General features: G+C 72.7%; 22 protein-coding genes. 5 read left to right on the forward strand and 17 right to left on the reverse strand.

Going from position 1 to position 26,822, the window contains the following annotated elements; genetic code table 11:
* Positions 1-59 precede the first annotated feature (59 nt).
* Both ACZ68P_RS27530 and ACZ68P_RS27535 read right to left on the reverse strand, forming a co-directional pair.
* Complete coding sequence (locus ACZ68P_RS27530) at positions 60-1,112, reverse strand: polyprenyl synthetase family protein (RefSeq protein WP_471010761.1); 1,053 nt, start codon at positions 1,110-1,112, stop codon at positions 60-62.
* Positions 1,105-1,386 (reverse strand): polyprenyl synthetase, encoded by a 282-nt coding sequence (locus ACZ68P_RS27535; RefSeq protein WP_471010764.1) that lies wholly within the window; start codon positions 1,384-1,386, stop codon positions 1,105-1,107. The genes ACZ68P_RS27530 and ACZ68P_RS27535 overlap by 8 nt, the downstream gene beginning before the upstream one ends.
* Positions 1,387-1,846: 460 nt before the next feature.
* Between ACZ68P_RS27535 and ACZ68P_RS27540 the strand changes: the two genes are divergently transcribed.
* Both ACZ68P_RS27540 and ACZ68P_RS27545 read left to right on the forward strand, forming a co-directional pair.
* Positions 1,847-3,112: a PP2C family protein-serine/threonine phosphatase gene (locus tag ACZ68P_RS27540; RefSeq protein WP_471010766.1), complete on the forward strand. Its 1,266-nt coding sequence runs from the start codon at positions 1,847-1,849 to the stop codon at positions 3,110-3,112.
* 574 nt (positions 3,113-3,686) lie between these two features.
* Complete coding sequence (locus tag ACZ68P_RS27545; protein ID WP_471010767.1) at positions 3,687-3,812, forward strand: hypothetical protein; 126 nt, start codon at positions 3,687-3,689, stop codon at positions 3,810-3,812.
* 118 nt (positions 3,813-3,930) lie between these two features.
* Here the strand turns inward: ACZ68P_RS27545 and ACZ68P_RS27550 are convergent, their stop codons facing one another.
* Positions 3,931-4,524, reverse strand: coding sequence for a hypothetical protein (locus ACZ68P_RS27550; protein WP_471010769.1), 594 nt, complete (start codon positions 4,522-4,524; stop codon positions 3,931-3,933).
* A gap of 177 nt (positions 4,525-4,701) precedes the next feature.
* Positions 4,702-5,082, reverse strand: a complete 381-nt coding sequence (locus ACZ68P_RS27555; RefSeq protein ID WP_471010771.1) for a DUF6223 family protein — start codon at positions 5,080-5,082, stop codon at positions 4,702-4,704.
* A 206-nt stretch (positions 5,083-5,288) separates the two neighbouring features.
* On the opposite strand from ACZ68P_RS27555, the gene ACZ68P_RS27560 reads away from it, so the two are divergent.
* Both ACZ68P_RS27560 and ACZ68P_RS27565 read left to right on the forward strand, forming a co-directional pair.
* The gene (locus tag ACZ68P_RS27560) at positions 5,289-6,419 is read left to right on the forward strand and encodes a sensor histidine kinase (RefSeq protein WP_471010773.1); all 1,131 of its coding nucleotides are present in this window, start codon (positions 5,289-5,291) and stop codon (positions 6,417-6,419) included.
* Complete coding sequence (locus ACZ68P_RS27565) at positions 6,416-7,075, forward strand: response regulator (RefSeq protein ID WP_471010776.1); 660 nt, start codon at positions 6,416-6,418, stop codon at positions 7,073-7,075. Before ACZ68P_RS27560 ends, ACZ68P_RS27565 begins: the two co-directional genes overlap by 4 nt.
* A gap of 85 nt (positions 7,076-7,160) precedes the next feature.
* On the opposite strand, the gene ACZ68P_RS27570 is transcribed toward ACZ68P_RS27565, so the two are convergent.
* The 6 genes from ACZ68P_RS27570 to ACZ68P_RS27595 form a co-directional block, all read right to left on the reverse strand.
* Positions 7,161-9,503, reverse strand: a complete 2,343-nt coding sequence (locus ACZ68P_RS27570; RefSeq protein ID WP_471010777.1) for a SpoIIE family protein phosphatase — start codon at positions 9,501-9,503, stop codon at positions 7,161-7,163.
* A 210-nt stretch (positions 9,504-9,713) separates the two neighbouring features.
* Positions 9,714-10,688, reverse strand: a complete 975-nt coding sequence (locus tag ACZ68P_RS27575; protein ID WP_471010780.1) for an MBL fold metallo-hydrolase — start codon at positions 10,686-10,688, stop codon at positions 9,714-9,716.
* Positions 10,689-10,859: 171 nt separating this feature from the next.
* Positions 10,860-12,170 carry an MFS transporter gene (locus tag ACZ68P_RS27580; RefSeq protein ID WP_471010782.1) on the reverse strand — a complete coding sequence of 437 codons (1,311 nt, stop codon included), beginning with the start codon at positions 12,168-12,170 and terminating at the stop codon, positions 10,860-10,862.
* Positions 12,171-12,214: 44 nt separating this feature from the next.
* Positions 12,215-13,138: a TauD/TfdA dioxygenase family protein gene (locus ACZ68P_RS27585; RefSeq protein WP_471010785.1), complete on the reverse strand. Its 924-nt coding sequence runs from the start codon at positions 13,136-13,138 to the stop codon at positions 12,215-12,217.
* A 271-nt stretch (positions 13,139-13,409) separates the two neighbouring features.
* Complete coding sequence (locus ACZ68P_RS27590) at positions 13,410-14,012, reverse strand: TetR/AcrR family transcriptional regulator (RefSeq protein ID WP_471010787.1); 603 nt, start codon at positions 14,010-14,012, stop codon at positions 13,410-13,412.
* A 95-nt stretch (positions 14,013-14,107) separates the two neighbouring features.
* Positions 14,108-15,460, reverse strand: coding sequence for a DUF2254 domain-containing protein (locus ACZ68P_RS27595; protein ID WP_471010789.1), 1,353 nt, complete (start codon positions 15,458-15,460; stop codon positions 14,108-14,110).
* 384 nt (positions 15,461-15,844) lie between these two features.
* On the opposite strand from ACZ68P_RS27595, the gene ACZ68P_RS27600 reads away from it, so the two are divergent.
* A complete protein-coding gene (locus ACZ68P_RS27600) occupies positions 15,845-17,695 on the forward strand; it encodes a glycoside hydrolase family 15 protein (protein WP_471010791.1) in 1,851 nt (616 codons plus the stop codon).
* A gap of 36 nt (positions 17,696-17,731) precedes the next feature.
* Here the strand turns inward: ACZ68P_RS27600 and ACZ68P_RS27605 are convergent, their stop codons facing one another.
* From ACZ68P_RS27605 to ACZ68P_RS27635, 7 genes are all read right to left on the reverse strand, one after another.
* A complete protein-coding gene (locus ACZ68P_RS27605) occupies positions 17,732-19,507 on the reverse strand; it encodes a cation:proton antiporter (RefSeq protein ID WP_471010793.1) in 1,776 nt (591 codons plus the stop codon).
* A gap of 52 nt (positions 19,508-19,559) precedes the next feature.
* Positions 19,560-20,633 carry a cytochrome d ubiquinol oxidase subunit II gene (locus tag ACZ68P_RS27610; protein ID WP_471010795.1) on the reverse strand — a complete coding sequence of 358 codons (1,074 nt, stop codon included), beginning with the start codon at positions 20,631-20,633 and terminating at the stop codon, positions 19,560-19,562.
* Complete coding sequence (locus tag ACZ68P_RS27615) at positions 20,630-22,135, reverse strand: cytochrome ubiquinol oxidase subunit I (protein ID WP_471010797.1); 1,506 nt, start codon at positions 22,133-22,135, stop codon at positions 20,630-20,632. The genes ACZ68P_RS27610 and ACZ68P_RS27615 overlap by 4 nt, the downstream gene beginning before the upstream one ends.
* A 35-nt stretch (positions 22,136-22,170) precedes the next feature.
* A complete protein-coding gene (locus ACZ68P_RS27620) occupies positions 22,171-23,004 on the reverse strand; it encodes an SDR family oxidoreductase (protein WP_471010800.1) in 834 nt (277 codons plus the stop codon).
* Positions 23,005-23,164: 160 nt separating this feature from the next.
* Positions 23,165-24,745, reverse strand: a complete 1,581-nt coding sequence (locus tag ACZ68P_RS27625) for a GMC oxidoreductase (RefSeq protein ID WP_471010803.1) — start codon at positions 24,743-24,745, stop codon at positions 23,165-23,167.
* A 159-nt stretch (positions 24,746-24,904) separates the two neighbouring features.
* Complete coding sequence (locus ACZ68P_RS27630; RefSeq protein ID WP_471010805.1) at positions 24,905-25,819, reverse strand: cyclase family protein; 915 nt, start codon at positions 25,817-25,819, stop codon at positions 24,905-24,907.
* Positions 25,820-26,256: 437 nt separating this feature from the next.
* Complete coding sequence (locus ACZ68P_RS27635) at positions 26,257-26,670, reverse strand: DUF7144 family membrane protein (protein ID WP_471010807.1); 414 nt, start codon at positions 26,668-26,670, stop codon at positions 26,257-26,259.
* Positions 26,671-26,822 lie beyond the last annotated feature (152 nt).

A 26,822-nucleotide genomic window follows, 5' to 3' on the forward strand; every position in this document is an offset into this window, starting at 1 on the left:
CTGCGGTCCTTGTCTACGGGTCCCGTGCGCGGCGGAGACCGCCGCGGCGTCGGAGGGGTTCAGTGCCGGCGGTCGGTGGCCGACCGCGCGAGGACACCCAGGGCCTGCCGGGCGTCGGGAGGCATGGGGAGTGCCGTGAGGACCCGGGTGGCTTCCCCCACGCGCGAGCGGATCATCTCCTCGACCCGATCCGGTGCCTTGAGGGCCGTCAGCAGCTCCCGGAAGCGGGTGAGATGCCGGTCGTCCAGGTCCCGTCGCCCCAGCAGCTCGCTGAGCTGGACCCGCTGGGCGGGCAGCGCGGCCTGCCAGGCCGCGGCCAGCAGGGCGGTCGGGCGCTGGCCGCGGAGGTCGTCCAGGCCGGCCTTCCCCGTGCGCTCCGGTTCGCCGAACAGACCGAGGAGGTCGTCACGGAGCTGGAACGCCTCACCCAGCGGCAGCCCGTAGGCGGAGAAGCCGGCACGCAGGTCCGGCGCGGCCCCGGCGAGCAGCCCTCCGATGAGCAGGGGCTGCTCGACGGTGTACTTGGCGGTCTTGTAGCGGATGACCTTCAGCGAGGCGTCCGTGTCCGGCACGGACCCGGTGCGCAGGATCTCCAGGCACTCGCCGGCGATCAGTTCGCGGGCGAGTTCCGCCCACAGCGGCCGGGCTCGCGCCAGATAGGCAGCGGGCAGGCCGCTGGTGGCGAACAGCTGCCCCGCGAGCGCCATCAGGTGGTCCCCGACCAGCATGGCCAGGGAGCGGGCAGCGCGCCGCGCGCGCGGACGTCCGGCCAGGGGCGCCCGCAGGGCGATGTGGGCGGTGGGCCGGTTGTGGCGCAGCGGACTGTCGTCGACGAGATCGTCGTGGACCATCGCCGCCGCGTGCACCAGCTCCATCGAGGCGGCTGCCCGAACGAGGGCGTCGCTGTCGGGCTGCCCCGCCGCGCGCCAGCCCCAGTAGCAGAACGCCGCCCGTAGCCGCTTGCCGTGCTCCGCCGCACACCGCAGTTGCTCCGCCACCGGTTCCAGGAGGGCGTCGATCGCGCGCAGGTGCTCGGCTTCCTCCGCCAGGAACTCCGACAGGACACCGTCGACGCGCGCCTTGAACGCGGCCGGCGGCCAGGGCTCAGACATCGCCGTCGGCGGCCGCGCGCCGGGCGAGTACCTGTTGGGCGAGCACCTCCAGGTGGGCGGGGGCGGCCGCGTACCGGTCCAGGGCGAGCCTGCCCCGGGACTTCAGGTCCTGCTCCGCGTCCCGCACCAGGTCGGCGCCGTCCGAGCGGCGCAGCAGGTGCCGCAGTGTGCCGGTGGCCGAGCTGATGGTGCTCACCGCCAGATCGGCCAGACCTGCCACGAGCAGCACGGCCTGCTCGTCGAGACGATCGCTCTGTCGCTGTGTCGGCGTCATGCCCCGGACCCCCAAAAAAGCATGTGGTGCGCCGTACGCGGCGCTGCTGTTCCGATCATGGGGCCGTCCCCGGGGGCACATGCTCCGGATACCGCAACGAGTGACGGAGGGGAACGCCTGTCCCCCTGAGCGGGCCGAGGGCGCGCCGCGTCGTTGCCCCCGCCGCGTCGTCGCGATCGGTCGCCGGGCCCACCTGACGCCGGGAAGGGGCCGCGCGGGGGACCGCACGGATGGCGGCATCGCGTCGCGGCAGGAATCATGTGACGGTGACCGGGCGCGCCGGTGGTCATGCCGACGCTCGTGTTCGCGGGTGTCTCGCGCGCGGAGGAGCGCCGCGACCTCGCCGAGGAGGGATGCCGATGCCGACGAGGGTGAACCGGTGCCCCCATGGCGCCCACACCCCACCGCGGGCCCACGCGTGCGTACCCGCCCCGCCACCGGTGACCGGAGCCACCCGGTGATGAGCCCGACCCACGGCGCGGACGAGAGCGGCCGGGACGAGGACAAGGGGCCTGTGGACGAGGACGCGGAGTTCTCCGCGCTGCTGGAGGACAGCGCCGAGGACCTGTACGAGCACGCGCCCTGCGGCTATCTGTCGACCCAGCTGGACGGCCGGATCGCGAAGATCAACACCACCCTGCTGAACTGGCTCGGTTACCGGCGCGGCGACCTGGTAGGCCACAAGCGCTTCTCCGACCTGCTGACGGTCGGCGGCCGGCTCTACCACGAGACCCACTTCGCCCCGCTGCTGCGGATGCAGGGCGAGATCAGGGGCATCGCCCTGGAGATGCGGGCCGCGGACGGGTCCCGCCTGCCGGTCCTGGTCACGTCCACCGTCAAGACGGACAGCGACGGCCGGCCCCTGCTGATCCGTACCACCGTCTTCGACGCCCGCGACCGCCGTGCCTACGAGAACGAGCTGCTGCTCGCCCGCCAGGAGGCGGACCGGGAACGCGACCGCCTGCAGGCCCTGGCCGCCACCCTGCAGAAGACGCTGCTGCCGCCGGTACTGGCGGACGTGCCGGGCCTGGACGTCTCGGCGTACTACCACCTCGCCTCCGTGGACGAGGTCGGCGGCGACTTCTACGACCTCTTCCCCCTGGCCGCGGGCACCTGGGGGCTGTTCCTGGGCGACGTGTGCGGCAAGGGCGCCGCCGCGGCGGTCGTCACCTCCCTGGTCCGCTACACCCTCCGGGCCGCCGCCGTCTACGACCCCGATCCGGTCGCCGTGCTCGGCAACCTCAACACGGTCCTGAACCACGAGGACGACGGCGCCGACCCCCGGTTCTGCACCGTCGTCTTCGGCCTGCTCACCCCTGCCCCCGACCTGGGCGGCTTCCACGTCACCCTGGCCAGTGGCGGGCACCCTCCCGCCGTCCTGATGCGCGCCGACGGCACGGCTGACCCCCTGCCCACCCCCGGGGGACAGCTCATCGGCGTCCTGCCCGACGCCCACATCGCGACCACCACCGTCCACCTCGCCCCCGGCGACGGCCTGCTCCTCTACACCGACGGCCTCACCGAAGCCCACACCGCCGGCGGCGGCGACGACCGCTACGGCGATGAGGCCCTTCTCGCGTTCTGCCGCACCCTCGGCCCCGCGACCGCTTCGGACACGGTCGGCGCGGTCCGCGCCCTGCTGGACACCTTCGGCGGTGGCGTGGACGACGACACGGCGGTCCTGGCCATCCATGTGCCCCGCGCCCCTGGTGAGGAGCGGGAGTGACCCGATGCGTGTACCTGCCCTGCGTGTGGAGATGCCGCGCGTCGTACGGTCGGGTACGCGCTGGGGCAGGGCACGCACGGTCCTCGCGCCCGGGTTCAGCGCCGGTTGCCGACGGGAGACGAGCCGGCCGGCCCCCGGGCGGGCACGACGGGACACGGGCCGGCGGGCCGCCGGGCGGGCACGACGTGAGGGCGTGGCCCCGCGGAAGGTGACGACGCCCCGGCGGGGGACAGGTCACCGACGTCGCCCTGTGAGTGCTGCGGGCGCTCTCGCCGGTCGGGCCCATCGCCCTTCGAGGAACCGCCAGGCGGCGTACGGCCGGTTCGGCCGGGCTGCCGGAAGCCGAGGAAGACGCCCGCGGCGACGATCAGTGCGCCGGCGATGTCGGCGGGGCCTGCCTGGCCCACGCCGAGTGCGACGGTGGTGAGCAGGGAGCCCACGGGTATCAGGCCGGCGAAGAGGCCCGCACAGCGAGGCCGCCGCTCTCCAGCAGGACATCGGCCGCCGCTGCATCGCCGTCCTGCGGCGGGCGCAGGCCGACAAACTTATCGACGAGGCGGCCGACCTCGACTGGGTGCGACGGGTCTACTACGCGCTCATCGGGGAATCGCTCCACGGCAACACGGACGGCGCGGACCCCGACACCCTCGCCACCCGCATCATCGACACCTTGCTGCACGGCGCCGGCCCCCGCGCCTGAACGGCCGCGTCGGTGGCGGCGCCGGTTGATCACGAGCCGGGCGCCGCGCTCCGTGGCGCTCGGGCCTGACCTGGGCGGCGAGGTTCCGGCGCAAGGCGTCCGCACGCGCTTCGGGGGTTCAGTCGTCGCTGGGGAACGGAGGGCGGGTCCAGAGGGTGAGGTCACTGCTGGTCGCGACTGCCAGGGTGAGTCCGGTCGGGGAAAAGCCCGCGGTGCGCAATTCCGCGTGCGCGGAGTGGAAGACGTGCCACCAGGTGCCTCCCGCCGTTCCCTTGTTCGCTCCGCCGTCGGCCGAGAGGATGATGCGGTCGTGGGGCCAGTCGGGGCTGACGACATCCACGGTCCAGCCATCCGCGGTGGTGCTGTGCAGACCGCCGCCGAAGAGGCCGGCGATGCGGATGCCGGTGCCTTCGACGGGGCCGATTCCGGGGCAGGTGAGGTCCGGGTGTGCGTCGGGGGTGCTGGTGGCGAGGTCGGGATCCCGGTCGCGTGCGATCTTCTCGCCGGTGACCGCGTCGAAGAGTCCGTGCCCGTCGTGGGAGACGACCATGACGAGGTCGTGTCCCGTGTCGGGATGGACCGCGAAGCCGATACCGAGCAGGCCGCCGATGGGAGTCGTGCGGTCCAGGACCGGGTGCCACGGTGCCGGGGCCGGCATGACGGGGGCGGCGAGGTAACGGTCGCGTAGGCGTTGCTGGTACTCCGTGATCAACCTGACTCCTCGGTTCGGTCCGCCTGAGGATCTCTTGCGCAGCGTGCCGGGTCGACCTGATTTCAGGCGGGTTGATCTCCGCTGCTCCGAGCGGACCGGGTTCGCTGTGCACTGCGCCGAGGTCGACGGCCACCAGGACCCGGCCGCCGCCCCCGCATCCGTGCCGGCGGCCGACGGTCACCGCGGCACGCGCGAGCGGGTGTGGGCCAGCCCGCCGAGGATGAGGGAGGTCAGGCCCACCGCCAAGGCCACGAAGGCACCGCCGCGCCCGTTGCCGGTGCCGATGCCGGTGTCGGAGGTGGCGACCACCAGCGCACCGAGGGCCATGGCGATCGTGCCCGCGACCAGGGCCACCACCGCCCGGCTTCGCGCGAAGCCGACGGGGGTGCGGCCGGCGGAACGCAGAGCCCAGGTTCCGGCGGCCACACCGGCCAGTCCCACGAGCCCGGCCACGACGGACCCGAGTCGTCCGCCGCTCATGGCGAGGACGTCGGCGGCGAGGGGCTGGAAGGTGGCGTACGCGGACTCGGGTGCGGCGGGACCGAAGCGGACGGGCATGGAGTGCTCCTTCTACGGCGACTGGATTCGGCGACTGGACACGGCCCGAGCATGCCCGGCGGACCCGCCACCGGTCGTCCGGCGCGCGTGGGCATTGCGCACTACCGCGGACGTGGCAGGCGCCGCGGACGTACCGCGCCTGCGGTAGTCGACCCCTCCTGCCCGGGCGGGACGTCGGCGCCGCGGGATGCGGCTAGGGTGCGCGCATGCGTACAGGTCGATTCGGTGTTCGAGCCGACGTCAGAGACGGGTCGGTCGCCGTCGGGGTGACGGCGGCGCTGCTGATCACCGGCCTGTCCGGGCGGCACCCCACCACCGGCACCGGTCTGCTGGGCTACGTACTGCTGACGGCCGGTGGCCTCGCCCTGGCCGCCGGCCGCCGGGCTCCCGTCCCCGTCCTGGTCGCCACCGGCCTGTGCGCCGTGGGGTATCAGGCGGCCGGTTTCGACGTGCCCGCCGTCGCGTACCTGTTCGCGGTCTACGCGGCGATGCGGTCGGGACACCGACTCCCCACGGTGGTGACGAGCGTGGCCGTGCTGGCGGCGCTCCCGCTCGCGGCCCTCGCCTCGGGGCTGCACGACACGGGCGAGGCGTTCGCGCGGGCCCGGGGCGCCCTGGAGATCGCCTGGCTGATCGCCGCCGGCGCGGCGGGGGAGGCGCTGCGGCAGGCCGAGCGGCGGGCGGACGAAGCCGAGCGCACCCGCGAGGAGACCGCGCGCCGCCGCGCCGACGAGGAGCGGCTGCACATCGCGCGAGAGCTGCACGACTCGCTCACCCATCAGATCTCCGTCATCAAGGTGCAGTCGGAGGCCGCCGTGCACGTCGCCCGCAGGCGAGGTGAAGAGGTGCCCGAGGCCCTGCTGGCGATCCGGGAGGCGGGACGTGAGGCGGCCCGCGAGCTGCGGGCGACGCTGGAGGCGCTGCGCGACGACGACACCGCGCCGCCGCACGGGCTCGAACAAATCCCGGAGCTGGTGGAACGGGCGGGAGCGGCCGGCGGCCTGGAGACGACGCTGACGATCGAGGGACAGCGGCACGACGTGCCGTCCGCGGTGGGCCGGACCGCCTACCGCATCGTCCAGGAGGCGCTGACCAACGTCGCCCGGCACGCCGCTGCCACGACGGCGTCGGTGCGCATCGACTACCGGACGGACGCGCTATCCCTGCGCGTCGACGACAACGGCAGGGCCAGGCCGGACGTCGCCCCGGAGCCGGGGATCGGGATGCTCGGCATGAGCGAGCGCGTCACCGCCCTCGGGGGCCGCCTGCGGGCGGCGCCCCGCAGCGAGGGCGGCTTCTCCGTCCAGGCCGAGCTGCCCGTGGAACGAGCGTCGTGATCCGAGTTCTGCTGGTCGACGACCAGCCGCTGATCCGCAGCGGATTCCGCGCCCTCCTCGACCTCGAGGACGACATCGAGGTGGTGGCAGAGGCCGGAGACGGTCTGGAGGCGCTGGACCTCATCCGAGAACATCTGCCGGACATCGCGCTCGTCGACATCCGGATGCCGGTCCTCGACGGCATCGAGGCGACCCGGCGCATCGCCGCCGACCCGGCCCTCGCCCAGGTGCACGTCGTCATCCTCACCAACTACGGCCTGGACGAATACGTCTTCGACGCGCTGCGCGCCGGCGCCGCCGGATTCCTGGTCAAGGACATCGTGCCGGAGGACTTCCTGCACGCCGTACGCGTCGCCGCGCGCGGAGACGCCCTGCTGGCACCCTCCATCACCCGCAAGCTCATCGACCGGTACGTCACCCGCCGGCCCGACACCGGCACGCACACGGCGCTGGAGGAGCTGACCCACCGCGAACGCGAGGCCGTCACCCTGGTGGCGCGGGGCCTGTCCAACGACCGCATCGCCGAGACCATGGTGATCAGCCCCGCTACCGCGAAGACCCACGTCAACCGGGCCATGACCAAACTCCATGCCCGCGACCGCGCCCAGCTCGTCGTCCTCGCCTACGAGTCGGGCCTGGTGACGCCCGGGCAGTGACCTCGCGGACGGGGCTCAGAGGAGCCAGGAGCCGGAGCCCCGCCCGCCGCGGCGCATCGAACTCGGCCCCGAGCAGAATCGTGGCTCAGTCCGGCAACTCCTGCTCGACCCAGATCGTCTTGCCGGTGGCGGTGTAGCGGCTGCCCCAGCGCAGGCTCAGCTGGGCGACGAGGAAGAGTCCGCGGCCGCCTTCGTCGGTGGTGCGGGCGCGCCTGAGGCGGGGCTGTGTGCTGCTGGGGTCGCTGACCTCGCAGATCAGCACGGTGTCGCGGATGAGACGCAGCCCGACGGGTCCGCCGGCGTAGCGCATGGCGTTCGTCACGAGCTCGCTGACGATCAGCTCGGTGGTGAACGCCAGGTCGTCCAGGCCCCACGCGGCGAGCCGTTCCAGCACCGCCGCCCGGGCGTCGGCCACCGCCGAGAGGTCGGCGGGGAAGGGCCACTGGGCGATGTCGTCGGGGTCCAGCGGACTGTTGCGGGCCAGCAGCAGAGCCGTGTCGTCCCCGGCGGCGGGCCGCGCGGAGACGAGGGACCGAGCGGCCTCCTCCAGAGGCTGCCGCGAGGTCTGGCAGACCGAGAGCCTCTCGGCCAGGTTCCGCAGCGCGGCGTCCACGTCCGCTTCACCGTCGTCGAGCAGGCCGTCCGTGAAGAGGGCCAGCATGCTCCCCGGTTCGAGGCGGACCGTGGTCGTCTCGAAGGGGAGCCCGCCCGTGCCGAGCGGAGGGCCGGGGCGCAGGTGCACGGTCCGCGCCTTCCCTTCCGGGGTCACCACGATCGGCGGGGGGTGTCCGGCGCTGGCGAAGGAGCACTGCTCCGTGACCGGGTCGTACAGCGCGAACAGGCAGGTCCCGCCGACGACATCGCGGTGCTCCGGCTCGGCTTCCCCCGCGAGTCGTGTCACGAGGTCGTCGAGGCGAGTCAGCGTCTCGTCCGGTGGCAGCTCCAGATCCGCCAGCGTCTGCACCGCCGTCCGCAGGCGTCCCATGGTCGCCGATGCGTGCAGGCCGTGGCCGATCACGTCGCCGACGACCATCGCGACCCGCAGGGAGGGCAGCGGGATGGCGTCGAACCAGTCGCCGCCGATGTCCGCGCCGCTGCCCGCGGGCTGGTACGTACCCGCCGTCTCCACCGCCGTGGTCCGCAGCGGGCCCCACGGGAGCAGGCGCCGTTGCAGAGCCACGGCGGCGCGGTGTTCGCGCGTGTAGCGGCGAGCGTTGTCCACGCTCAGCGCGGCGTGCGCGGCGATCTCCGACAGCAGTTCCGCGTCCTGCGCGGTGAACGGCGCGGCCGGTTCCGTGCGCCATACGGCGATGACGCCCAGGACCCTGCCGCGTGCCGCCATGGGGGCGACGGCGACCGAATGGCCCTTGTCCGGAACGACCAACGCGATCAGCGAAGGGTCGGCCAGCGCGCGTTCCAGTGCCGCCCGTTCGACGACGACGGTGCGTCCCTCCTGCAGCTGCCGGATTCCCGGTCTGTCAGGCAAGGGGGGCACCGCGGCATCGGGCGCGAGGAGCGCGGCGGGCCACGCGCCGGTCGAGGACCGCGCGGCCGTCCGGCGCAGGTGCAGGTCCCCGCCGCCGAACGACCGGGGCGGCTCGTCGCCGTCGAGCACCGCCTCCGCGAGGTCGACCGAGACGAGAGCACCGAAGTCGGGGACCAGCAGATCGGCGATCTCCGCCGCGGTCTGCCGTATGTCCAGAGAGTGTCCGATCGTGACGGCCGCCGTGTGCCGCAGCCGGAGCCGCTGTCCGGCGAGCCACTGCTCCGTCCCGTCGGTCAGCAGCACCGCGACGCCCGTCGGATCGCCCTTGCCGTCCTCGAGCCGGACCACCGACACGGAGAGCGACCACTCGCAGAGGGGAGGCGACAGGGAGTGCACATGGTGCTCGCGCGCGACGACGGGATCGCCGGTGTCCAGCACCTCCCGCAGCGTCGCCTCCGCCGTGGCGGCGTCCTCCCGGGACATGACCGACCTCAGACTGCTCGCGACCGGGAGCAGGGGCATGGAGGCGACGGTGTTCGCCGCCCGGACCCGCAGGTCGGTGTCCCGTACGACGAATCCGATCCGGTCCTGCGTGAGCAGGGCGTGCAGGAGGGCGGAGCCCAGTTCGGCCTCCTTCGCGGCATCGGGGGACGTGAGCAGCATCAGGCGGTACGGCGATCCGGCCATCGGTGCCAGCCGGTAGAGGACCGGCGTGGGCGCACCGGAGACGCGCCGCGGCATGACGGTCCCCGAGGCGGGCGGATCGGCGGACACGCCGGGGAACAGCTCCGTGAGAGGGAGGCCGCGCACATCGTCCGCTCCGCGGTCGAGGATCACCTCGGCGGCCCGGGTCACCGCTGCCACGTTCCCCTCCGCGTCGACCAGTACGGTCGCGGGCTCCGGCGGCGCCTCCGTGCCGTCCTCACGTTCCAGGGAAGTCATCCCAGGTCCTCTCTGGGTGGAGCCGGACCCCCAGTGCCTCCCATTCGATGCTAGTTCGTCGGCCGGATCCTGCCCTGCGGACGACCCGCGAGAGGCGGCCGGACGCAGGGCTCCGCACGTCGCCGCCACCGCGGCGCCGCTGCGCGTGCCGCAACCGGCGGAGTCGTCGTCCGCCCGAGGACGAGCGGAGGTTCCGCCCGGGGCCGGCGGTCAGACGGCGTCCGGCTCCGCGCGGGTCGTGAGGCGCCCGGCCGCTTCGAGCCGGGACAGCCGGCGGTGCTCCCGGGCGGCCCATCGCCGCACCCTGTCGGTCTCCAGGGGGGTGCCGTGCCCGACGTGGAGCCGGGTGGGGTCGAGATCCAGCATCCTGCGCAGGCTCGCGAGGTTGCGGAGTGGATCGTCGTGGAAGGGAGGGTTGGCCGGCCTGCCCGGGATGAGGCCCATGAACGAGTTGGCGATCAGGTCACCGGCGACGAGGTCCCCGTCGTCGGTGAGCACGGAGACGGAGCCGGCGGTGTGTCCGGGGGTGGGCATGATGCGCGCCGCGATCCCGAAGTCCTCCAGCGCCGTCTCCCCGTGGATGAGGACGTCCGGTTCGAGCGGCTCGGCCCGGACATGGAGGTTCCTGTTCCTGGCCAGAAGCCGCCCCATCGGGCCGGTGGGCAGATAGGGCTTGCGTACCCGGCCGGTTCTGTACGGTCCGAGGTCGGCGACGTGACCCGCCACCGGCGCTCCGGTCAGGCGCTGCAGTTCGGCGGCGGCGCCGAAGTGGTCGAGGTGGCCGTGGGTGAGGACGATCAACGAGACGTCGGTGGGGTCGACACCGTGGGCGGCCACCTGGTCGTGGATCCTCCGGCCGCTCCCCGGCGCCCCGGCGTCGACGATGACGGGCCGTCGGCCGAGCAGCAGGTAGGCGTTGATGGCGTGCCGGCCCATGACGGGCAGGGGGATGACGTCGGTACGGGACACTGACTTCTCGGCGGCCCAGGGGGAGTCGGGGCCGTACCCCTTCGCCCGGGCTCCGGCGGCGGCCACCTCGGGGGCGTGGGAAGCGATGCGGGGGAGGAGCCGCTCCAGCAGGGCGATGCGTTCGGCGAGCGGGGTGGCGGACCAGGACTCGGCCCTGGCCCGTGCCCCCGCCACGACGTGGTCGAGGGCGGTGGTGTCGAGGGTGTGGGTATTCACGGCGTCCCTTACGGAAGGCGGGGGAGCGGGCGGGGGGTCGCTCCCCACGGCGGTGGTGCCGGGGGAACGGCGAGGGGCGCGAAGGAGCCGGGGCGGGAAGGCCCAGGTTGCGGAGGGACATGGGCGAGGAGGGCCGTGGGCCGGAAGGGCCGGACGAGGCCATCCGCGGGGTCAGAGGGACAGGAGGCGCCCGTCGCGCCGCGGGTCGATCAGCGTGACGGCGGCGATGCCGCCCATCAGGAGCAGGGTGCCGGTGATCAGGACGGCCTGGTCGTATCCGGACGGGCCGTGGAGGTCCACGAGGCGGCCGACGAGCACCGGAGCGATCAGGCCCGCGATGGTGACGACGGCGTTCATGAAGCCGAGGGTGCCGCCGCGGCGTTCGGCGGGTGCCATCTCGGTGACCGTGGTCACCGAGACGCTGACCATCGCGCCGGCGAAGCCGAAGCCGGTGACCAGGAGGAGCACGGTCGCCGTACCGGCCGGTGCCGACGGGAGCGCGAGACAGGCCGAGGCCGCCACCAGCAGCAGGATGCCGCCGACCCTGCCGCGAGCCCACCGGCTGGTCGCTCCACGGCGCATGAGCCAGCCGGTCAGCGCGGCCTGTCCCAGGATGACGGCGGCGGTCAGCCCCCACACCAGGACCAGGAGTCGCGCGGAGGAGGCCGAGGAGTAGCCGAGGCCTTCCTGGAGGTAGGAGGGCAGCCAGACCAGGACGAAGGCCGCGACCCAGTAGGAGCTGAAGTACGCCGCCGTCGAGCCGATCCAGGTCCGTGTCCCGAGGATGCGGCGGTACGGCACGCGCCGGGGCGCCGTACCGGTCGCCGGGACGCCGGGCGAGGTGGCGGCGGGATCGGCCGCGTACGGACCCTCCGCGCCCAGCACGACCCACAGCGCGGCCCAGAGGACTCCCACCACGGCCACCGCGGCGAACGCCGACCGCCAGCCGTGGTGCTCGACGAGCCATGTCACCGCAGGGGCGGCGAGGACCACGCCGAAGGTCGTCCCCATCACGATCAGCGCGCCGGGAAGGTTACGGCGGTGGTTCGGGAACCAGGACAGCGTGGCCTGCTGGGCGACGGGGAAGGCGGGGCCCTCGGCCGCGCCCAGGACGATCCGTGAGGCGATCAGCGCCGCGAGCCCGCCGCCGAGCGCCAGTGGCGCTTGGGAGACGGACCAGAGCACAGCCATCGTCAGCAGCAGCCACTTGGGACGGACGCGGTCGGCGAGCAGCCCCACCGCCGCCCCGCACAGCGAGAAGAGCAGGAAGAAGGCGCTGTTGGCGAGCCCGAAGGCGGACGCGGAGAGGCCGAGGTCCTCGCGGATCGGGTCGGCGGCGAGTCCGAGCACGGACTTGTCGGCGAAGTTGATCATCATGAAGACGGCGAGGAGCGCGGTGACGCTCCACGCGCGGCGTCTCGAACGGCTCGGCGCCTTCGGGGGGCCGGCGGGCACAGCGGGTGCGACGTCGGTGTCGGTCACAGGGGCTCCGCGGGGACTGGGGAGGGAAGAGGGGCGGGAACCGGTCAGGACAGCGGAACGCCGGCGATCGCGATGCGCTCCATGACGCGACGCTGCGGGAAGTAGTCGCTGATCGCGTAGTGCTGGGTGGCGATGTTGTCCCAGATGGCCACGGAGCCCGGCTGCCAGCGGAAGCGCACCTGGTACTCGGGGATGCGCGCCTGGAGGACGAGCTCGTCGAGCAGCTCGCGGCTCTCCCGGTTCGAGAGGCCGACGATCCGGGTGGTGAAGGGCTCGTTGACGTAGAGCAGGCGGCGGCCGGTGCCGGGGTGGCGGACGACCACGGGATGCTCGACGGCGGGCAGGTTCTCGCGGTGGGCGGCGACCTGGGCCTCGGTCATCATCGAGCCCCAGCTCGGCACCCAGTCGTGGACGGCGGTGAGGTCCTCGACGCGGTCCTTCAGCGCCTGCGGGAGGTTGTCGTACGCGGCCGCCATGTCCGCCCACAGGGTGTCGCCGCCGGCGGAGGGGACCTCCACCGCGCGCAGGACGGAGCCGAGGGCGGGCGCGGCCATGAACGAGTGGTCGCTGTGCCAGATGTTCTCGGTGCCGATGGTCATGGCGTCCTTGGCCAGCCGGGAGACGCCGACCGTGCTGCCCTTCGGGAAGAAGGGGTTGGGCTCCGGCTCGCCCCACAGACCGGCGAGGGCGAGCTGGGAGTCGGGGGCGAAGGCGTGCTGGTCGCGGAAGAAGAGCACCTTCCATTCCAGCAGGGCCTGGCGCAGCTCGTCCGCCAGCTCGTCCCCGATCGGCAGGGAGAGGTCGACCCCCTCGACCTCGGCCCCCATGTGCGGAGTGAGCGGGCAGATGTCCAGGAGCCGGTAGTCGGGCTGGTCCATCCCGGGCGCGACACGCGTCAGGGTGCGCGTCCCGTAGTGCATCAAGGGCTTGTCGAGCGCGGGGGCGGGGGTGGTGACGACGCTGTCCATGGGTCCTCCGTGTGAGGCGGCCGGAAAATCGTTACCGGAAGTATTGTTATACGGGTGTGCCGAGGCAAGGGGCCTGGGGGCAGGAAATGCGGAACGGTTCGAACGGCGTCCGGGGGCGGGGCCGATGGGCGGCGCTCGAAGCCGGAGTCCGGGGAACGGCGTCGGCAAGCGAGGCCGGAGGCCCGGAGCCCGGCGAAAGCCGACGGAGAACGTCAGGCCGCGGGCCGTCGAGCAGGCCGTGAAGCGGGCCGTGGACCGCCCGGGGGGAACGTCAGGCGGCCGGGCCGACCGCGCGGGCGACCAGGTCGACCAGCGCGTCCACGAATCGGTCGTCGGGCATCTCCTGCTCACCGATCAGACGGAACAGCAGGGGCGCCGCGACCAGCGTGGCCGCGGCCCTTACGTCGGTGTCCGGGTCCACGTCGCCGCGGGCGATGCCCCGTTCCAGGATGCGCCGGGTCTCGCTGGTGATCCGCGCGGTGTAGTCGGCGTACTGGCCGCGCACCGCGCCCGTCTCGGCCGCCGCCCCGATCAGCCCCGCGATGAGCCGGTCCGACCCCGGCAGCCGGTACGTCTCCAGGCGGGCGGCGAGCACGAAACGCAACTCGGCGCGGAAGTCGCCCAGGTCGGGCACCGACAGGGCGCCGATCCGGGTCTCGGCCGCCGCGATGACGAGGTCCTGCTTGGTGGGCCACCGGCGGTAGATGGCGGGCTTGCTCACCCCGGCCCGGGCGGCGACCGCGTCCATCGTGACCGCTCCGATCCCCTGCTCGGTGGCCAGGTCCACGACGGCGCGGAGGACGGCGCCGGTGACCCGCTCCTCTCGCGGTCGTCCGGGTCCTCGTACCGTGTCGCGCGGTTCCCTGCCCACCATGCCCCGAGCCTACGGCCGCCCACCCCGTCGGCGGAGACCGGGTGCCCCGCGCTCGGGTGGTGGCGGGCGCGGCCGGGATTGGGCGAGCGACTCGGCTACGTCCCCGTGTCCAGCGAGGGGGAGTATCCGCCGATGCCCTGACGGTCCGCCCGCTCCGCGATGGCGCGGCGCGCCGCGTCGGGGAAGCTCCGCCCGAGCGCCTCCCGCAGCAGTCCCAACTCCTCGCGCACGGCGGGGTGCCGCTCCGGCGGCAGGGTGTCCAGCAGCCCCTCGAGCAGCGCGCGGAGTCGCCGACAGACCTGCACGGAGGACGATCCGTAGTCGCGGATCTCGCAGACGGCGAGTTGGAGGTAGCTCTCCCAGTCACGTCCCGGCAGCACGAGCCGGGGATGACCGTCGTGATCGGCGAGCACGAAGCGGCCCGGAAGGCGCACGCTGCCGACCCTGTGCAGGAAGGTCTCGATGTGGTTGAGCACCTGCACGGCGGTCGTGGGATCGTTCACGGCGGGGGAGAGCGCCCGGATCGCGATGTCGACGAGGATCCGCAGCGCGAAGGCGGGATCCTGCTCGATGGTGCGCTCGGCCCCGAGGGCGACACGACCGGTCACCCGGTCCGGCGCGGGTCGCGACGTGCCGCCGTGGACCTCGACGAGCACGGCCCCGGGCGGTACGAAGTCACCGATCAGCCGGGTGACGACCAGGACGCAGTCGTGGCGCACGGCCTCGGCCACCAGTCGGCGCAGGTCGAACGCCTGGATGGCGCCGCCATGTTCGGAACGGATGCGCAGTGCCGGAGGCCCGGTCGGCACGACCTCGTTCGGATGCGGCGCCGCGCCGCGGATCGCCGTGGCTCCCCGGGTGAAGACGTCCTGCCCCATGCGCACGACCAGCTCGGCGATGGCCACGGGCCTCAGGCTGTGCGTGAACCGGTTCAGATAGATGAGCAGCAGGACGAGACTGACGCCGACCGCCGCGCCGGCCAGCGTCACCCCGAGGTCGGGCACGGAGTCGTCCTCGATGCTGCGCAGGAGCGAGAAGGCGAACGCGAAGGTCCCCGTGAACGTCGCGAGGACCACCTTCTGCAGCCGGTCGCGGTACCACAGGCGCATGTACCGGGGGGAGAGGGTGCCGGTCGCCTGCTGGACGACGAGCACGCCGATCGTGACGACGAACCCGAGCAACGCCACCATCGCCCCGACGATGGCGGTGAGGACACCGCTCGCCGTACTCGCCGAGTAGTGCCAGCCGCTCGGCGGCCGGCCCGTACGGTCGGCGGCCAGGGCCCATTCGGCGAGCATCCCGCCCAGGACGAGTCCGAACAGCGGCACGATCCAGAGGCTGGCCTTGATGTACTGCCGGGCCCGGAATCTCGCCGCCCACGACATCACGACACCCACCTCACGTCCCTTCGCCCGGACCGGCCCGGCGTACCGGGACACGGGACGCATCCGGCTCCGTTCGTCCGCGGGGCCCGCTGTGCCCCTCCACGGTAGAGCCGTTCACCACGGGCCGCAGCGGCAGCGGGGCGCCCGCTCCGGTCCCCCGTCGACGGCTTCTCACTCGTCCGGAGTACACCCGCCGACGTCCTTCCGGACCGTCCCGCGTACGAGGGGCGCTCGGCCGTCCCGGGTACACCCCGGCGGCGGTCTCCCGGCCCCCACGCACCACGGCGGCGCTCGGCAGGACGGCGTGCCGAGGGCGGCCTAAGCTGACGAAACGGCACCGAACGCAGCCCTGTGCGTGGTGCGACCGGCGGGATCCGCCCTCTCGTGCGAGCCGCACCCGGCCCACGGGACGGATCCTTCGCCGGGCCGGGCGGAAAGGGGCTCGCGATGGATGACTACCCCCTCATCGAGAACCACGGGCTGATCGGCGACCTGCAGACGGCCGCGCTCGTCGGCACCGACGCGACGATCGACTGGTTCTGCTGTCCACGCTTCGACTCGCCCAGCGTCTTCGGCGCCCTGCTCGACCGGCGCGAGGGCGGGCACTTCAGTGTCAGACCGTCCGTCGACTCCTACTCGACCAAGCAGCTGTACCACCCCGACACCGCCGTGCTGGTGACCCGGTTCATGACCGAGGCGGGGGCCGGCGAGGTGGTCGACTTCATGCCCGTCACCGGGGCGACGGCCACGGACCGGCACCGCCTGGTCCGCATGCTGCGCTGTGTGCGCGGCACCATGACGTTCGTGGGGGAACTCGCCCCGCGCTTCGACTACGGCCGTCAGCCGCACCAGGTCCATCTCACCCCGCACGGTGCCCTGTTCACGTCGGAGAGCATGAACCTGGCGGTGCACCCCGTCCGGGAGCCGGGCGACGACCGGCTGCTGAGCCTCGTCTCCGCCGACCGGGACCTCCGCTTCACCCTGACCCTGGAGGCGGGCCAGCAGCGCGGCCTGGTGATGGAGTCGTCCCCCGACGGCCCGCCACACGAGGTCCGGGTGGAGGAGTTCCAGCAGCTCTTCCACGAGACGGTCCGCTTCTGGCGCTCCTGGCTCGGCCAGTCCACCTACTCGGGCCGCTGGCGCGAGGCGGTGGAGCGCTCGGCCATCACGCTGAAGCTCATGACCTACGCCCCGACCGGCGCCCTGGTCGCCGCCCCCACGACGGCCCTGCCCGAACAGCTGGGAGGCGAGCGGAACTGGGACTACCGCTTCACCTGGATCCGTGACGCGTCGTTCTCGGTGTACGCCCTGCTGGGCCTCGGCTTCAAGGAAGAGGCCGCGGCGTTCATCAACTGGCTGCACGACCGGGTCAAGGAGGAGGCGGGCCAGGGCAACGGCACCGGCCCCCTGAACATCATGTACCGGGTCGACGGATCCACCGATCTGGTCGAGGAGGAGCTGAGCCACTGGGAGGGGTACCGCGGCTCCGCTCCCGTCCGCATCGGCAACGGCGCCGCCGACCAGCTCCAACTGGACATCTACGGCGAGGCGCTGGACAGCATCTACTTCGCGCACCAGCGCGGCATCCACCTCGACCACAAGGGCTGGACCGCGCTGCACACCCTCCTCGACTGGCTGGCCGGCCACTGGGACCAGCCGGGAGAAGGGCTGTGGGAGACCCGGGGCGGCCGGAAGGACTTCACCTACGGTCGCGTGATGTCCTGGGTGGCCTTCGACCGCGCCCTGCGGATCGCCTACGACGACGGCCGCCCGGCGGCCCGCGGCCGCTGGACGACCGAGCGCGACAAGCTCTACGAGCAGGTGTTGGCCAAGGGATGGGACCCGGGGAAGCGGGCGTTCGTGCAGCACTACGGCAGTGACGTGCTGGACTCGTCGTTGCTGCGCATGCCGACGGTGGGCTTCATCATGCCCGACGACCCGATGTGGCAGTCCACCCTGGACGCCATCGACCGCGAGCTGGTCAGCGACAGCCTCGTCTACCGCTACAACCCCGAGGCGTCACCGGACGGCCTGACCGGCTCCGAGGGCACCTTCTCCCTGTGCACCTTCATGTACGTCGACGCCCTGGCGCGGGCGGGCCGCACCGACATGGCGCGACTTGTGCTGGAGAAGATGCTCACCTACGCCAACCACCTGGGCCTGTACTCCGAGGAAATCGACCTGACGGGTCGCCAGCTCGGCAACTTCCCGCAGGCCTTCACGCACCTCGCGCTCATCGACGCGGCGATCACTCTCGACAGAACGCTCAACCAGGGGCCGCACGGCACGATGCCCTGACCCCTCGGCAGGGCGGCACCGGCGCCGCAGGCCGCCCTACGGTCGCACCGCGCCGTCGGCGGAGCCGAGCACCACGAACTTGTCGCCTTCCTCGGGCTTGGCACTCTGCCGGTCCGTGACCGGCTCCACGCTGCGGTCGGCGCGTACGACGAAGAGGGTGTCGTGGGCGGCGGGCAGCGGGGCGGAGGCGGGCAGCACCGTGAACCGGGCCCCCCGCTCGTACCGCTCCGCGAGGACGTGACGTACCAGAGCACCGCCGAAGAGGATCTCGCCGCCGGTGTACGGGGCCACGACCCCGTGGCTTCCGTGCGGCGGCCCCACCCGGTACACGTGCCCCTCGACGCTGTCCTGCATCACCACCGACGCGAGCGCGTTGAAATCGTCGTCGTCGGTGGCGAGGAACACGGCCGTGACCCCCTCCAGACGCGCCCCGGGGTTGGTGGCCGTGGCCAGCAGGTCGCCCGTGGCCAGCTCGACGCCCGCGTCGCCGATCCGCTCGCGTTCCGCGTCGGACCCCGCCCACATCAGCACGTCCAGGCCGGCGTCCCGCAGGGCCCGGCCCAGATCCACCACCCAGGGCTGCCCGCCCACCAGCAGGATCCGGGCGCCGGAAGGTTCCGTGATGCCGAGCCGGCGTGCCACCGGCGCCGCGGTCAGCGCGTACAACAGCACCGTTCCCACGATGACCAGGAAGGTGACGGGAAGGATGCGGGACGCCCCAGCCACCCCCCGGTCGACGAGCCCGGCCGAGAACGCGGAGGCCGTCGCGGCGGCGACGATGCCCCGCGGGGCCATCCAGCCGATGAAAGCCCGCTCCCCGGTGGACAGACCGGAACCGGTCGTCGACAGGAAGGCCACCAGAGGCCGCACGACCAGCACGAGGAGGGCGATGAGGGCCAGCGCCGGCAGCAGCACGGGGACCAGCGAGGCCGGCGTGACGCTGGAGGAGATCGAGACGAACAGCAGCCCGATGATCAGCTGGGCCATGGTCTCGAAGAAGGGCCGCCGTGCCGGCATGTCGAAACCGCGGATGTTGCTCACGGCCAGACCCACGACGATCGCGGCGATGAGTCCCGTGTCGTCCCGGACGATGTCGCACAGCGCGGACACGGCGACCACCGTGGCCAGCTGCGCCAGCGTGCCCAGCGTCTCGCCGAGCCGCATGACGCGCAGGGTCAGCCACAGCAGGGCCGTCCCCACCGCCCCGCCCGCCAGACCCACGGCCAGGCTGAGGGCGAACTGGCCCAGCTGATAGCCCCGTCCGATGTCGACCTGGTGGGACGAGGCGATGGCGTGGAACACGAGCGCGCCCAGGATGCCGCCGATCGGATCCGTCAGCGTCCCTTCCCAGATCAGGATGCGCCGCACCTTGTCGCTCGGCCGGACGAAGTCGAGCAGAGGGCCGACGACCGTCGGGCCGGAGACGACCAGGATCACCCCCAGCATCGCCGCGACCCGCAGCGGCATGTCGAACATCGCGGGCGCCACCGCCGACGTGGCGAAGAACGTGAGCAGCACGCCGAGCAGCAGCAGCCGGCCCACCAGCCACCGCGTCCGCCCCGTCAGCTTGCGCAGGTTGAGCCCGAGGCCCGCGTCGTAGAGGATCACCGCGACGGCCATCGACACGAGGGCGGAGAAGTTCTGCGCCGCCAGTCTGTCGGGATGGATGACATCCGTGACCGCCCCCGCCGCGAACCCCGCAGGAAGCAGGATGATCAGGGCCGGCACCCGCAGCTTGTTCGCCAGGATCTGGGATCCGGTGGCGAGCGTCACCAGCAGAGCGATGCCGAAGAGGATCTCGTCGTCCGTCACGGCCCTTCCCTTCGTCGGAATCGAAGCGCGCCGGCGATCCAGCCGTCGGGAGTCACGCGGTACCGGTGGGACGCTCGCCGTCCGCCCCGCCCCGTGGGTCCGTGGCCCCCCGCAGCAGGTCGGCGTCCCCGAGCTCCTCCAGCTCGCCACGGGCGTCCAGCCAGTACAGAAGGGCGACCGCGGGGAAGACGAGGACCACGGCGACCGCCGTGACCACGATCAGCCACGTCAGCGTGGCGGGGGCGCCCGCCCCGTCGGCCACGGTCAGCGAGGTGGGGAGGAGGTACGGACGCTGGGCCATGCCCCAGGCGAACACGGCGCACGCGATCACCCCGACGGCCGCGACCCGCACCCATACCCCCGGAACCCGCAGGAGCAGCCCTACGGAAGCGAGGGCGGCCACGCCCGCGGCGACGACGAGGCCCAGACCCAGGCCGTGGGTCAGCCCGTGCCACACGTGCGCGCCGTCCTCCCGGGTGACGAACAGGGCGATGACGGCCAGCACGGCCAGCACCGCGAGGGCGGCGAGCGCCCGCCCCCGGAAGTAGCCCACCAGATCGGGGGCTCCCAGCCGCCGGGCGTCCCCCGACAGGAAGACCGCGCCGAGGAACGCGGTCCCGGCGACGGCGATCAGCCCGAACATCAGGGAGGTGGGGTTCGCCCAGGCGTCGGCCGAGGCCTCCGTGCCCGGCGCGACCCGGCCAGAGGCGATCCCGCCGACGGCCGTGCCGAGGAAAAACGGCGTGACGAGGGAGGCGACGGCGAACACGGCACCGTACAGGCGCCGCCCGGCCAGCCGGCGGGCCGGCTTGCGGAACGCGAACCCGGCGCCGCGCAGCACCATGCCCACGGCGGCCAGGGCCAGCGGCAGCCACAGCGCCGAGAACACGGTCTGGAAGAGGACCGGGAAACCGGTCCACATGAGGACGAGGATGAAGATCAACCAGACGTTGTTCACCTCCCACACGGGAGCCATGGCGTGGTCGATGAGCCACCGGGGGCGCCTGCCCCGCTCTGCGCCGCCCGCGGTCAGGTCCCAGAACCCGGCGCCGTAGTCGGTGCCGCCCGCGCAGGCGTACGCGGCGACCGCGAGGAGCAGCGTGAGGGCGATGACATCGGCGGTCACGGCCGGCCCTCCCCGGTCCCGTCGCCGGCGCCGGCGCCGCCCGAGGGGGCACGCCGGTCGTCCGCGCCGCCGGAGGGCGGGACGGCACCGGCCGGGGCGGGCTCCCTCGGGCCGTAAGGGCTGTCCGCCTCCGGTGCGTGCGCCGCCCGTCGTTCGTCGGCGAGCCGCCAGCGCGTGCGCATCGTGAGCAGGACCGCGAGCAGCGAACCGAAGATGAGCACGTACACGACGACGACCACCCCCAGCATGATCCACAGCGTGGTGGAGCGGGTCGACGTGACCGCCTCGGCGACGCGCATGTTCTGGTAGACGATCCAGGGCTGGCGACCCACCTCCGTGGCGATCCAGCCGCACTCCACCGCCACCACCGACGCGACGCCCGCGCACGCCGCGCCGCGGTAGAACCACGGCGAGGCGGGCGGCCGGCGGTGCCGCAGCCACACCAGGCCGTACCAGAGGGCGAGCAGCACGAGCGCGGAGCCGATGAAGACCATGAGGTCGAAGGCCCAGTGGGCGATGGTCGCCTGCGTGGCGGTCGGCCGCTCGTCCGCCGGCACGGAGGTCAGTCCGACCACCTCGGTGTTCGGACTGAACCCGGCGAGGAAGGAGTCGAGCAGCGGGATCTTGATCCCGCCCGAGATCGACCCGTCCGGATGCAGACGGCCGAACAGGTACTCCGGAACCCGCGTGTCCGTCTTCCACACGATCTCCATCGCGGCGAACTTCACCGGCTGCTTCTCGAACACCGACCGCGCGATGGAGTCGCCGAGGACGAACTGGACCGGCGTGGCGATCGCCGCGACGGTGAAGGGGACGGTGAAGCCGAGCCGGTGGTACCGGTCCCTTCGCCCGCGCAGCCATCCCACGGCGTAGACACCGGCGACCAGGTAGCCCGCCGTCAGCAGCATCGCCACGACGAAGTGCCAGTACTGCGGACCGAACATGGGCGTGAAGATCGCCTTCCACACGTCCACGTCGACCGGTCTGCCCGCGGAGTCCAGGGTGAACCCCTGAGGCGTGTTCATCCAGGAGTTGGCGGCCAGGATGCCGAAGGCGCCGAGGAGCGCGGTCGCCGGCAGCGGCAGCCCGAGCAGGAAGTGCGTACGCGGTTTCAGCCTGCGCCACCCGTAGAGGTAGATCGCGATGAGCACCGCTTCCAGGAAGAACGCCCAGGCCTCGACACCGAACCCGATCCCGAAGACGTCACCCCACCGTCCCATCAGACCCGGCCAGAGGAGTCCGAACTCGAAGGAGAGCACCGTTCCGGTGATGATGCCGACCGCGAACTGCACCGCCATGACGGCCGACCAGCGCCGCGCCAGCAGCAGCGCGGTCGCGTCCTTCGTCCGCAGCCCGCGGTAATGCATGATCAGGGTGATGAGGGGGAGCGCCACGCCGAGGGGCACGAGGATGATGTGCGAGGCCAGGGTGAAGGCCATGAGCTCGCGGGCCGGCAGGAGTTGCGCTGGGGCGTCCGCCGCCAGCCAGACAGAGGTGTGCATCGACGCCTTACCGTTCGTGGCGTACGGAGGGAAGCTCAGCCACCGGTCGCGAAGCCGGGGAAGAGGGTCATGCCGCCGTCCACGTACAGCGTCGTGCCCACGACGTAGTCCATGAGGTCGGACGCGAGCGCGACGACGGCGTGGGCGATGTCCTCCGGGTCACCGATCCGGTCGTAGGGGATCAGCCGCAGGAGGTCCTTCCGGGCCTCGGGCGTCTCCCAGGCGCTGCGGTTGATCGGTGTCCTGATCGCGCCCGGCGCGACCGCGTTCACCCGGATCTTCTCCGGCGCGAGCTCCTGGGCCAGTGTCTGCATCATCATCTGCACACCGCCCTTGGAGGACGCGTAGTTGACGTGCCCGGCCCACGGGATGAGCTGGTGCACCGAACTCATGCAGATGATCTTCCCGGCCGCGCGGGACACCTCGGGGACGACACCGCGGCGCCGGAACTCCTTGGTCGCCTCCCGCGCGCACAGGAACTGGCCGGTGAGATTGACGTCGAGCACCTTCTGCCACTGCGCCAGCGTCATGTCGGTGAACCGTGCGTCGCGCTGCAGACCGGCGTTCGCGACCATGATGTCGATCGTCCCGAACTCCTCGACCATCCGGTCCACCATGGCGGTGACCTGGTCCTCCCGGGACACGTCCGCCTCGTAGGCCGCCGCGCGCACGCCGTGGGAGGCGATCTCCTCGACGACCTTCTCGGCGGCGTCGCGGTCCGCGACGTAGTTGACGACCACGTCCGCTCCGGCCCGGCCCAGACCGATCGCGGTGGCCATGCCGATGCCCGAGTTGGCTCCGGTGACCAGTGCCTTCTGGCCCTTCAGCAGATCCGCCGGAACGACCTGGGGCGCTTCGCTGGTACTCATGACCCTGTCTCCTCAGCTGCGCGGCGGGCGCGAGCGCCGGTCCGGCGGTCCGGCACGGAGGTCACGCAATCACCGGCGGCGCGTACCGGCATGTGCGCCGGGTCGGCGTTGGGCCGTCCGGCCGACCATGTTCGTCCGGACGGCCCAGCGGTCCCCGACGTCAGCCGAGCCGGGAGAGCAGGTGGTCGCCCACCCGCAGGGCGTTGGCGATGGCCGTCAGGGACGGGTTGACCGCGCCGATGCTCGGGAAGAAGCTCGTGTCGACGACGTACAGGTTGTCGAGGTCGTGCGCCTTGCAGTCGACGTCCAGCGCGGAGGAGGCCGGGTCGGTGCCGAAGCGGACCGTGCCCGCCTGGTGGGCGGTCGCCCCGATCGGCATCCCTTTGTGCAGGTAGATGCTCCGCGACAGCAGCCGGTGCGGGTGCATGCCCAGGTGCCCCAGCATGCCCTGGAGTTTGTGCCTCAGCCGCTTCAGGCCCTCGATGTTGTTCTTCTCGTCGAGCGCGAGCCGGATCCGGCCGTCGCCGTCGAGGGTGACCCGGTTGCCGGCCACCGGCAGGTCCTCACCGCACAGCCAGAAGTCGACGGCATGGTGCGCCAGCACCTCGAACGGCATGTCGGGGGCGACCGCACCGGCCCACCGCGGGGCCTCGCCGTGGATCTGCGCCGCGTCCGACTTGCCCAGCATCTGGATGCCGCCCAGGGGGTAGTCCCAGTCGTCCGCGCCCAGATACCAGTCGTGCAGGGCCAGGGTCTTCTGGAACCGCGTGTCGTTGGGCTCCTTGGAGACGGCCATCAGGGCGAGGTTGTTGTGGCGCATGTAGTAGCGCCCCACCACGTCGGAGCTGTTGGCGAGGCCGCGCGGGTGCCGGTCGTTCGCCGAGGCGAGCAGCAGGGCCGCGGAGTTGACCGCGCCGCAGGAGACCACCACCACGTCCGCGGTGAACCGCGCCTCCGATCCGTCGGCGAGCCGTCCCACCACGGCGTCCACGGTGCGTCCGGTCGCGTCGGTCTCCAGCCGGACCACCTGGGTGTCGGTCATCATCTCGACGCCCGGGTGGCGCAGGGCCGGCTCCACGCAGATCACCTCGGCGTCGGACTTGGCCCGCAGGAGACAGGGAAAGCCGTCCACCCGGTCGCACCGGATGCAGACGCTCGAGTGCAGGGCACGGCCGTCGCCGTCCTGGCTGAGGTTCACCCCGATCGGGAGGTGGAAGGGGTGCAGGCCGCGCCGCTCCAGATCGTCGCTCAACTGCTGGATGCGCGGTTCGTGTTCCACCGGCCCGTACGCGTACGGGGCGCTCGCCGTTCCCTCGCTCGGGTCCTCCCCGTGCCGCCCGTGCACGAGGTACAGGTGCTCGGCCTGCGTGTAGTACGGCTCCAGCTCCTCGTACGTGAGGGGCCAGGCGGGGGAGAGGCCCCCGTGATGCCGGATCTCGCCGAAGTCCTGCGGCCTGAGCCGGAAGAGCGCGGCCCCGTAGAACTTGGTGTTGCCGCCGACGTAGTAGTTGACCTCCGGCGGGAACTCCGTACCGTGCCGGTCGAGCCAGAACTCCGGCGCACGGTACTTGGCCTTGACGAACACGGCCGTCGAGTCCCAGTTGTCCCGTTCACGGGGCAGGTACCCGCCGCGTTCGATCAGCAGCACGCGTGTGCCGGACGGGGCGAGCCGGTGGGCGAGAGTGCCGCCGCCGGCACCGGTGCCGATGATGATGACGTCGTAGTGAGGGAAGTCGCCCACGACGACCACCGTCCTCGCGCTCGCGGCCCTGACCTGGCGTCGGAGCCTGTTCCCCCACGTGGCCCCGGGCAAGCGGCCGTTCCGTTCGAACGTAACCGCGTTCCCGGTGCCCGGCGACCGCACGACGGCCGCCTCGACCCGGGGCCGTGTCCGCGCCGCTCACAGCACGGCGATCGGGTTGACGGGGGACCCGGTGGCGTCGGGCAACCGCAGCGGAGCGAGCAGGCACAGGAAGCTCCAGCGCCCGGCGTCGGCGCACACGGCAGCGAGCTCCTCGAAGTGCAGATAATCCATCAGATGCACGCCCATGGCCTGCACGGCCAGGACGTGCACGGGGAACGCGACGCCCTCCACCGCACTGGGGGCGGTGTCGTTGTTGCCGTCCCCGCCGAGGACGGCGACCTTCCGGTCGGCCAGGAACTCCATGGCGGACGGATGGAGACCCGCGCGTGCCTCGGCCGCGTTCCAGGCCCCGAGCTCCCGACGGCGGCGGCGGTGACCCACCCGGACGAGGAGGATGTCCCCCGCGCCCACTCGAACCGACTGGGAGGACTCGGCGGCCGTAAGGTCGTCCGCGGTCACCTCGTCGCCCGGCTCCAGCCAGTCCGTACCGCGCAGCCGCGGGATGTCCAGCAGGACGCCACGGCCGACGAGGCCGTCGGCGGCCAGGTCCACGGAGAGGGCACGGGCCCCCTTGGACGTGACGGCGGCCTCGGGGATCCCGCCGTACATCTCACCGTCGAAGAGCACGTGGCAGAGCGCGTCGAGATGGCTGTCCGCGTCCCCGTGCACGTTCATGGCGAAGCGGTCGGTGGCGAACCGCACCGCCTCCGCCGGACCGCCGTCGCCGACCGGGCCGGTCATCCAGTGGCCCGCGGGGTCGGGATTGTCCGGGCCCTGGCGGGTCTCGATACGTGCCGCGAGCGACACCGTGCGACCCAGCCGTACCTCGGCCGCGGCCGCCGCAACACGCTCGGGCGTGACGTGGTCGAGCGCCCCGCGCTCGCCGGCCCCGGCCGTCGTGGCCCGCTCCCGCAGGCGCCGATGGAGCGCGCGGAACGCGCCCTCGTCCATGCGTTGGGATGGGCGGCCGTCGGCCACGTGCGGGACGGAGGCGCGAGGGCCGGACGAGTGGCCGGGCGCCCCGCTCACCGGGACCCCCATGGCCTGCGACCCCGTCGAAGGACAGGGGCGGGGGTGAACCCGTCGAGCCACGGCCGGTCTTCCGCCGTGCGGACCCGCGCTGCCCCGCCCGGCCGGACGACCTGGGCGCTCCGCCGGTCGTGGTGCGCCCGCCTCAGCTCACCGGTCGGAAGGGACGGCACCGACGACTCCTCGGGCGGGTGCGACGGACCGGTGACCGGCCCGGAACGCGCCTCGAAAGGCAGGACGTGCTCGTGCCGGGCCGCTCACGCGGGACGTCGGCCGCGAGCGGACGGGTGCGCGGAATCCGCGCGCACACGGCCCGGCGACGCCGACGACGAGCACCGCCTCCGGTGCTGCGGCGGACGTCAGTCCCATCGCGGCTTGGGAGCCACGCACAGCGCCCAGATGACGAAGGCGTCGATCGCGATGAAGAGCAGCGCCCACCACGGGGTGTAGGGGAGCCACATGAAGTTCGCGATCATGCTCAGACCGGCCAGCACCACACCGACGATCCGGGCCCAGGTGGCGCCCTTGAACAGGGCGACGCCCGCGAGGGCGATCACGATGCCCAGGATCAGATGGATCCAGCCCCACCCCGTGAGGTTGAGCTTGTACACGTAGTCGCCGGTTCGGACGAACACATCGTCCTTGGCGATGGCCGAGATGCCGCCGAGCAGCGTCATGATGCCGCTGAAGACCATCATGACGGCGGCGAACACGAGCCAGCCGCTCCCGTGTCCCGACTCTCTCGTGCCGGCTTCCCTCGCGTGCGTTGTCATGACAGGTTCCTCCTGTCGTGGGGCCTGCCCGCCGCCGTTTCCGACGCCGGGCCGAATACCTCCAATCTGAACCCGTGCGTCACACAGCGCATGTCGACGGCGGATCGGGCACGGGGCGCGCGAGGGTGGCGTACGGCCCGGGGCGGATGTCC

The sequence above is a fragment of the Streptomyces sp. NPDC036822 genome, from assembly GCF_055609145.1.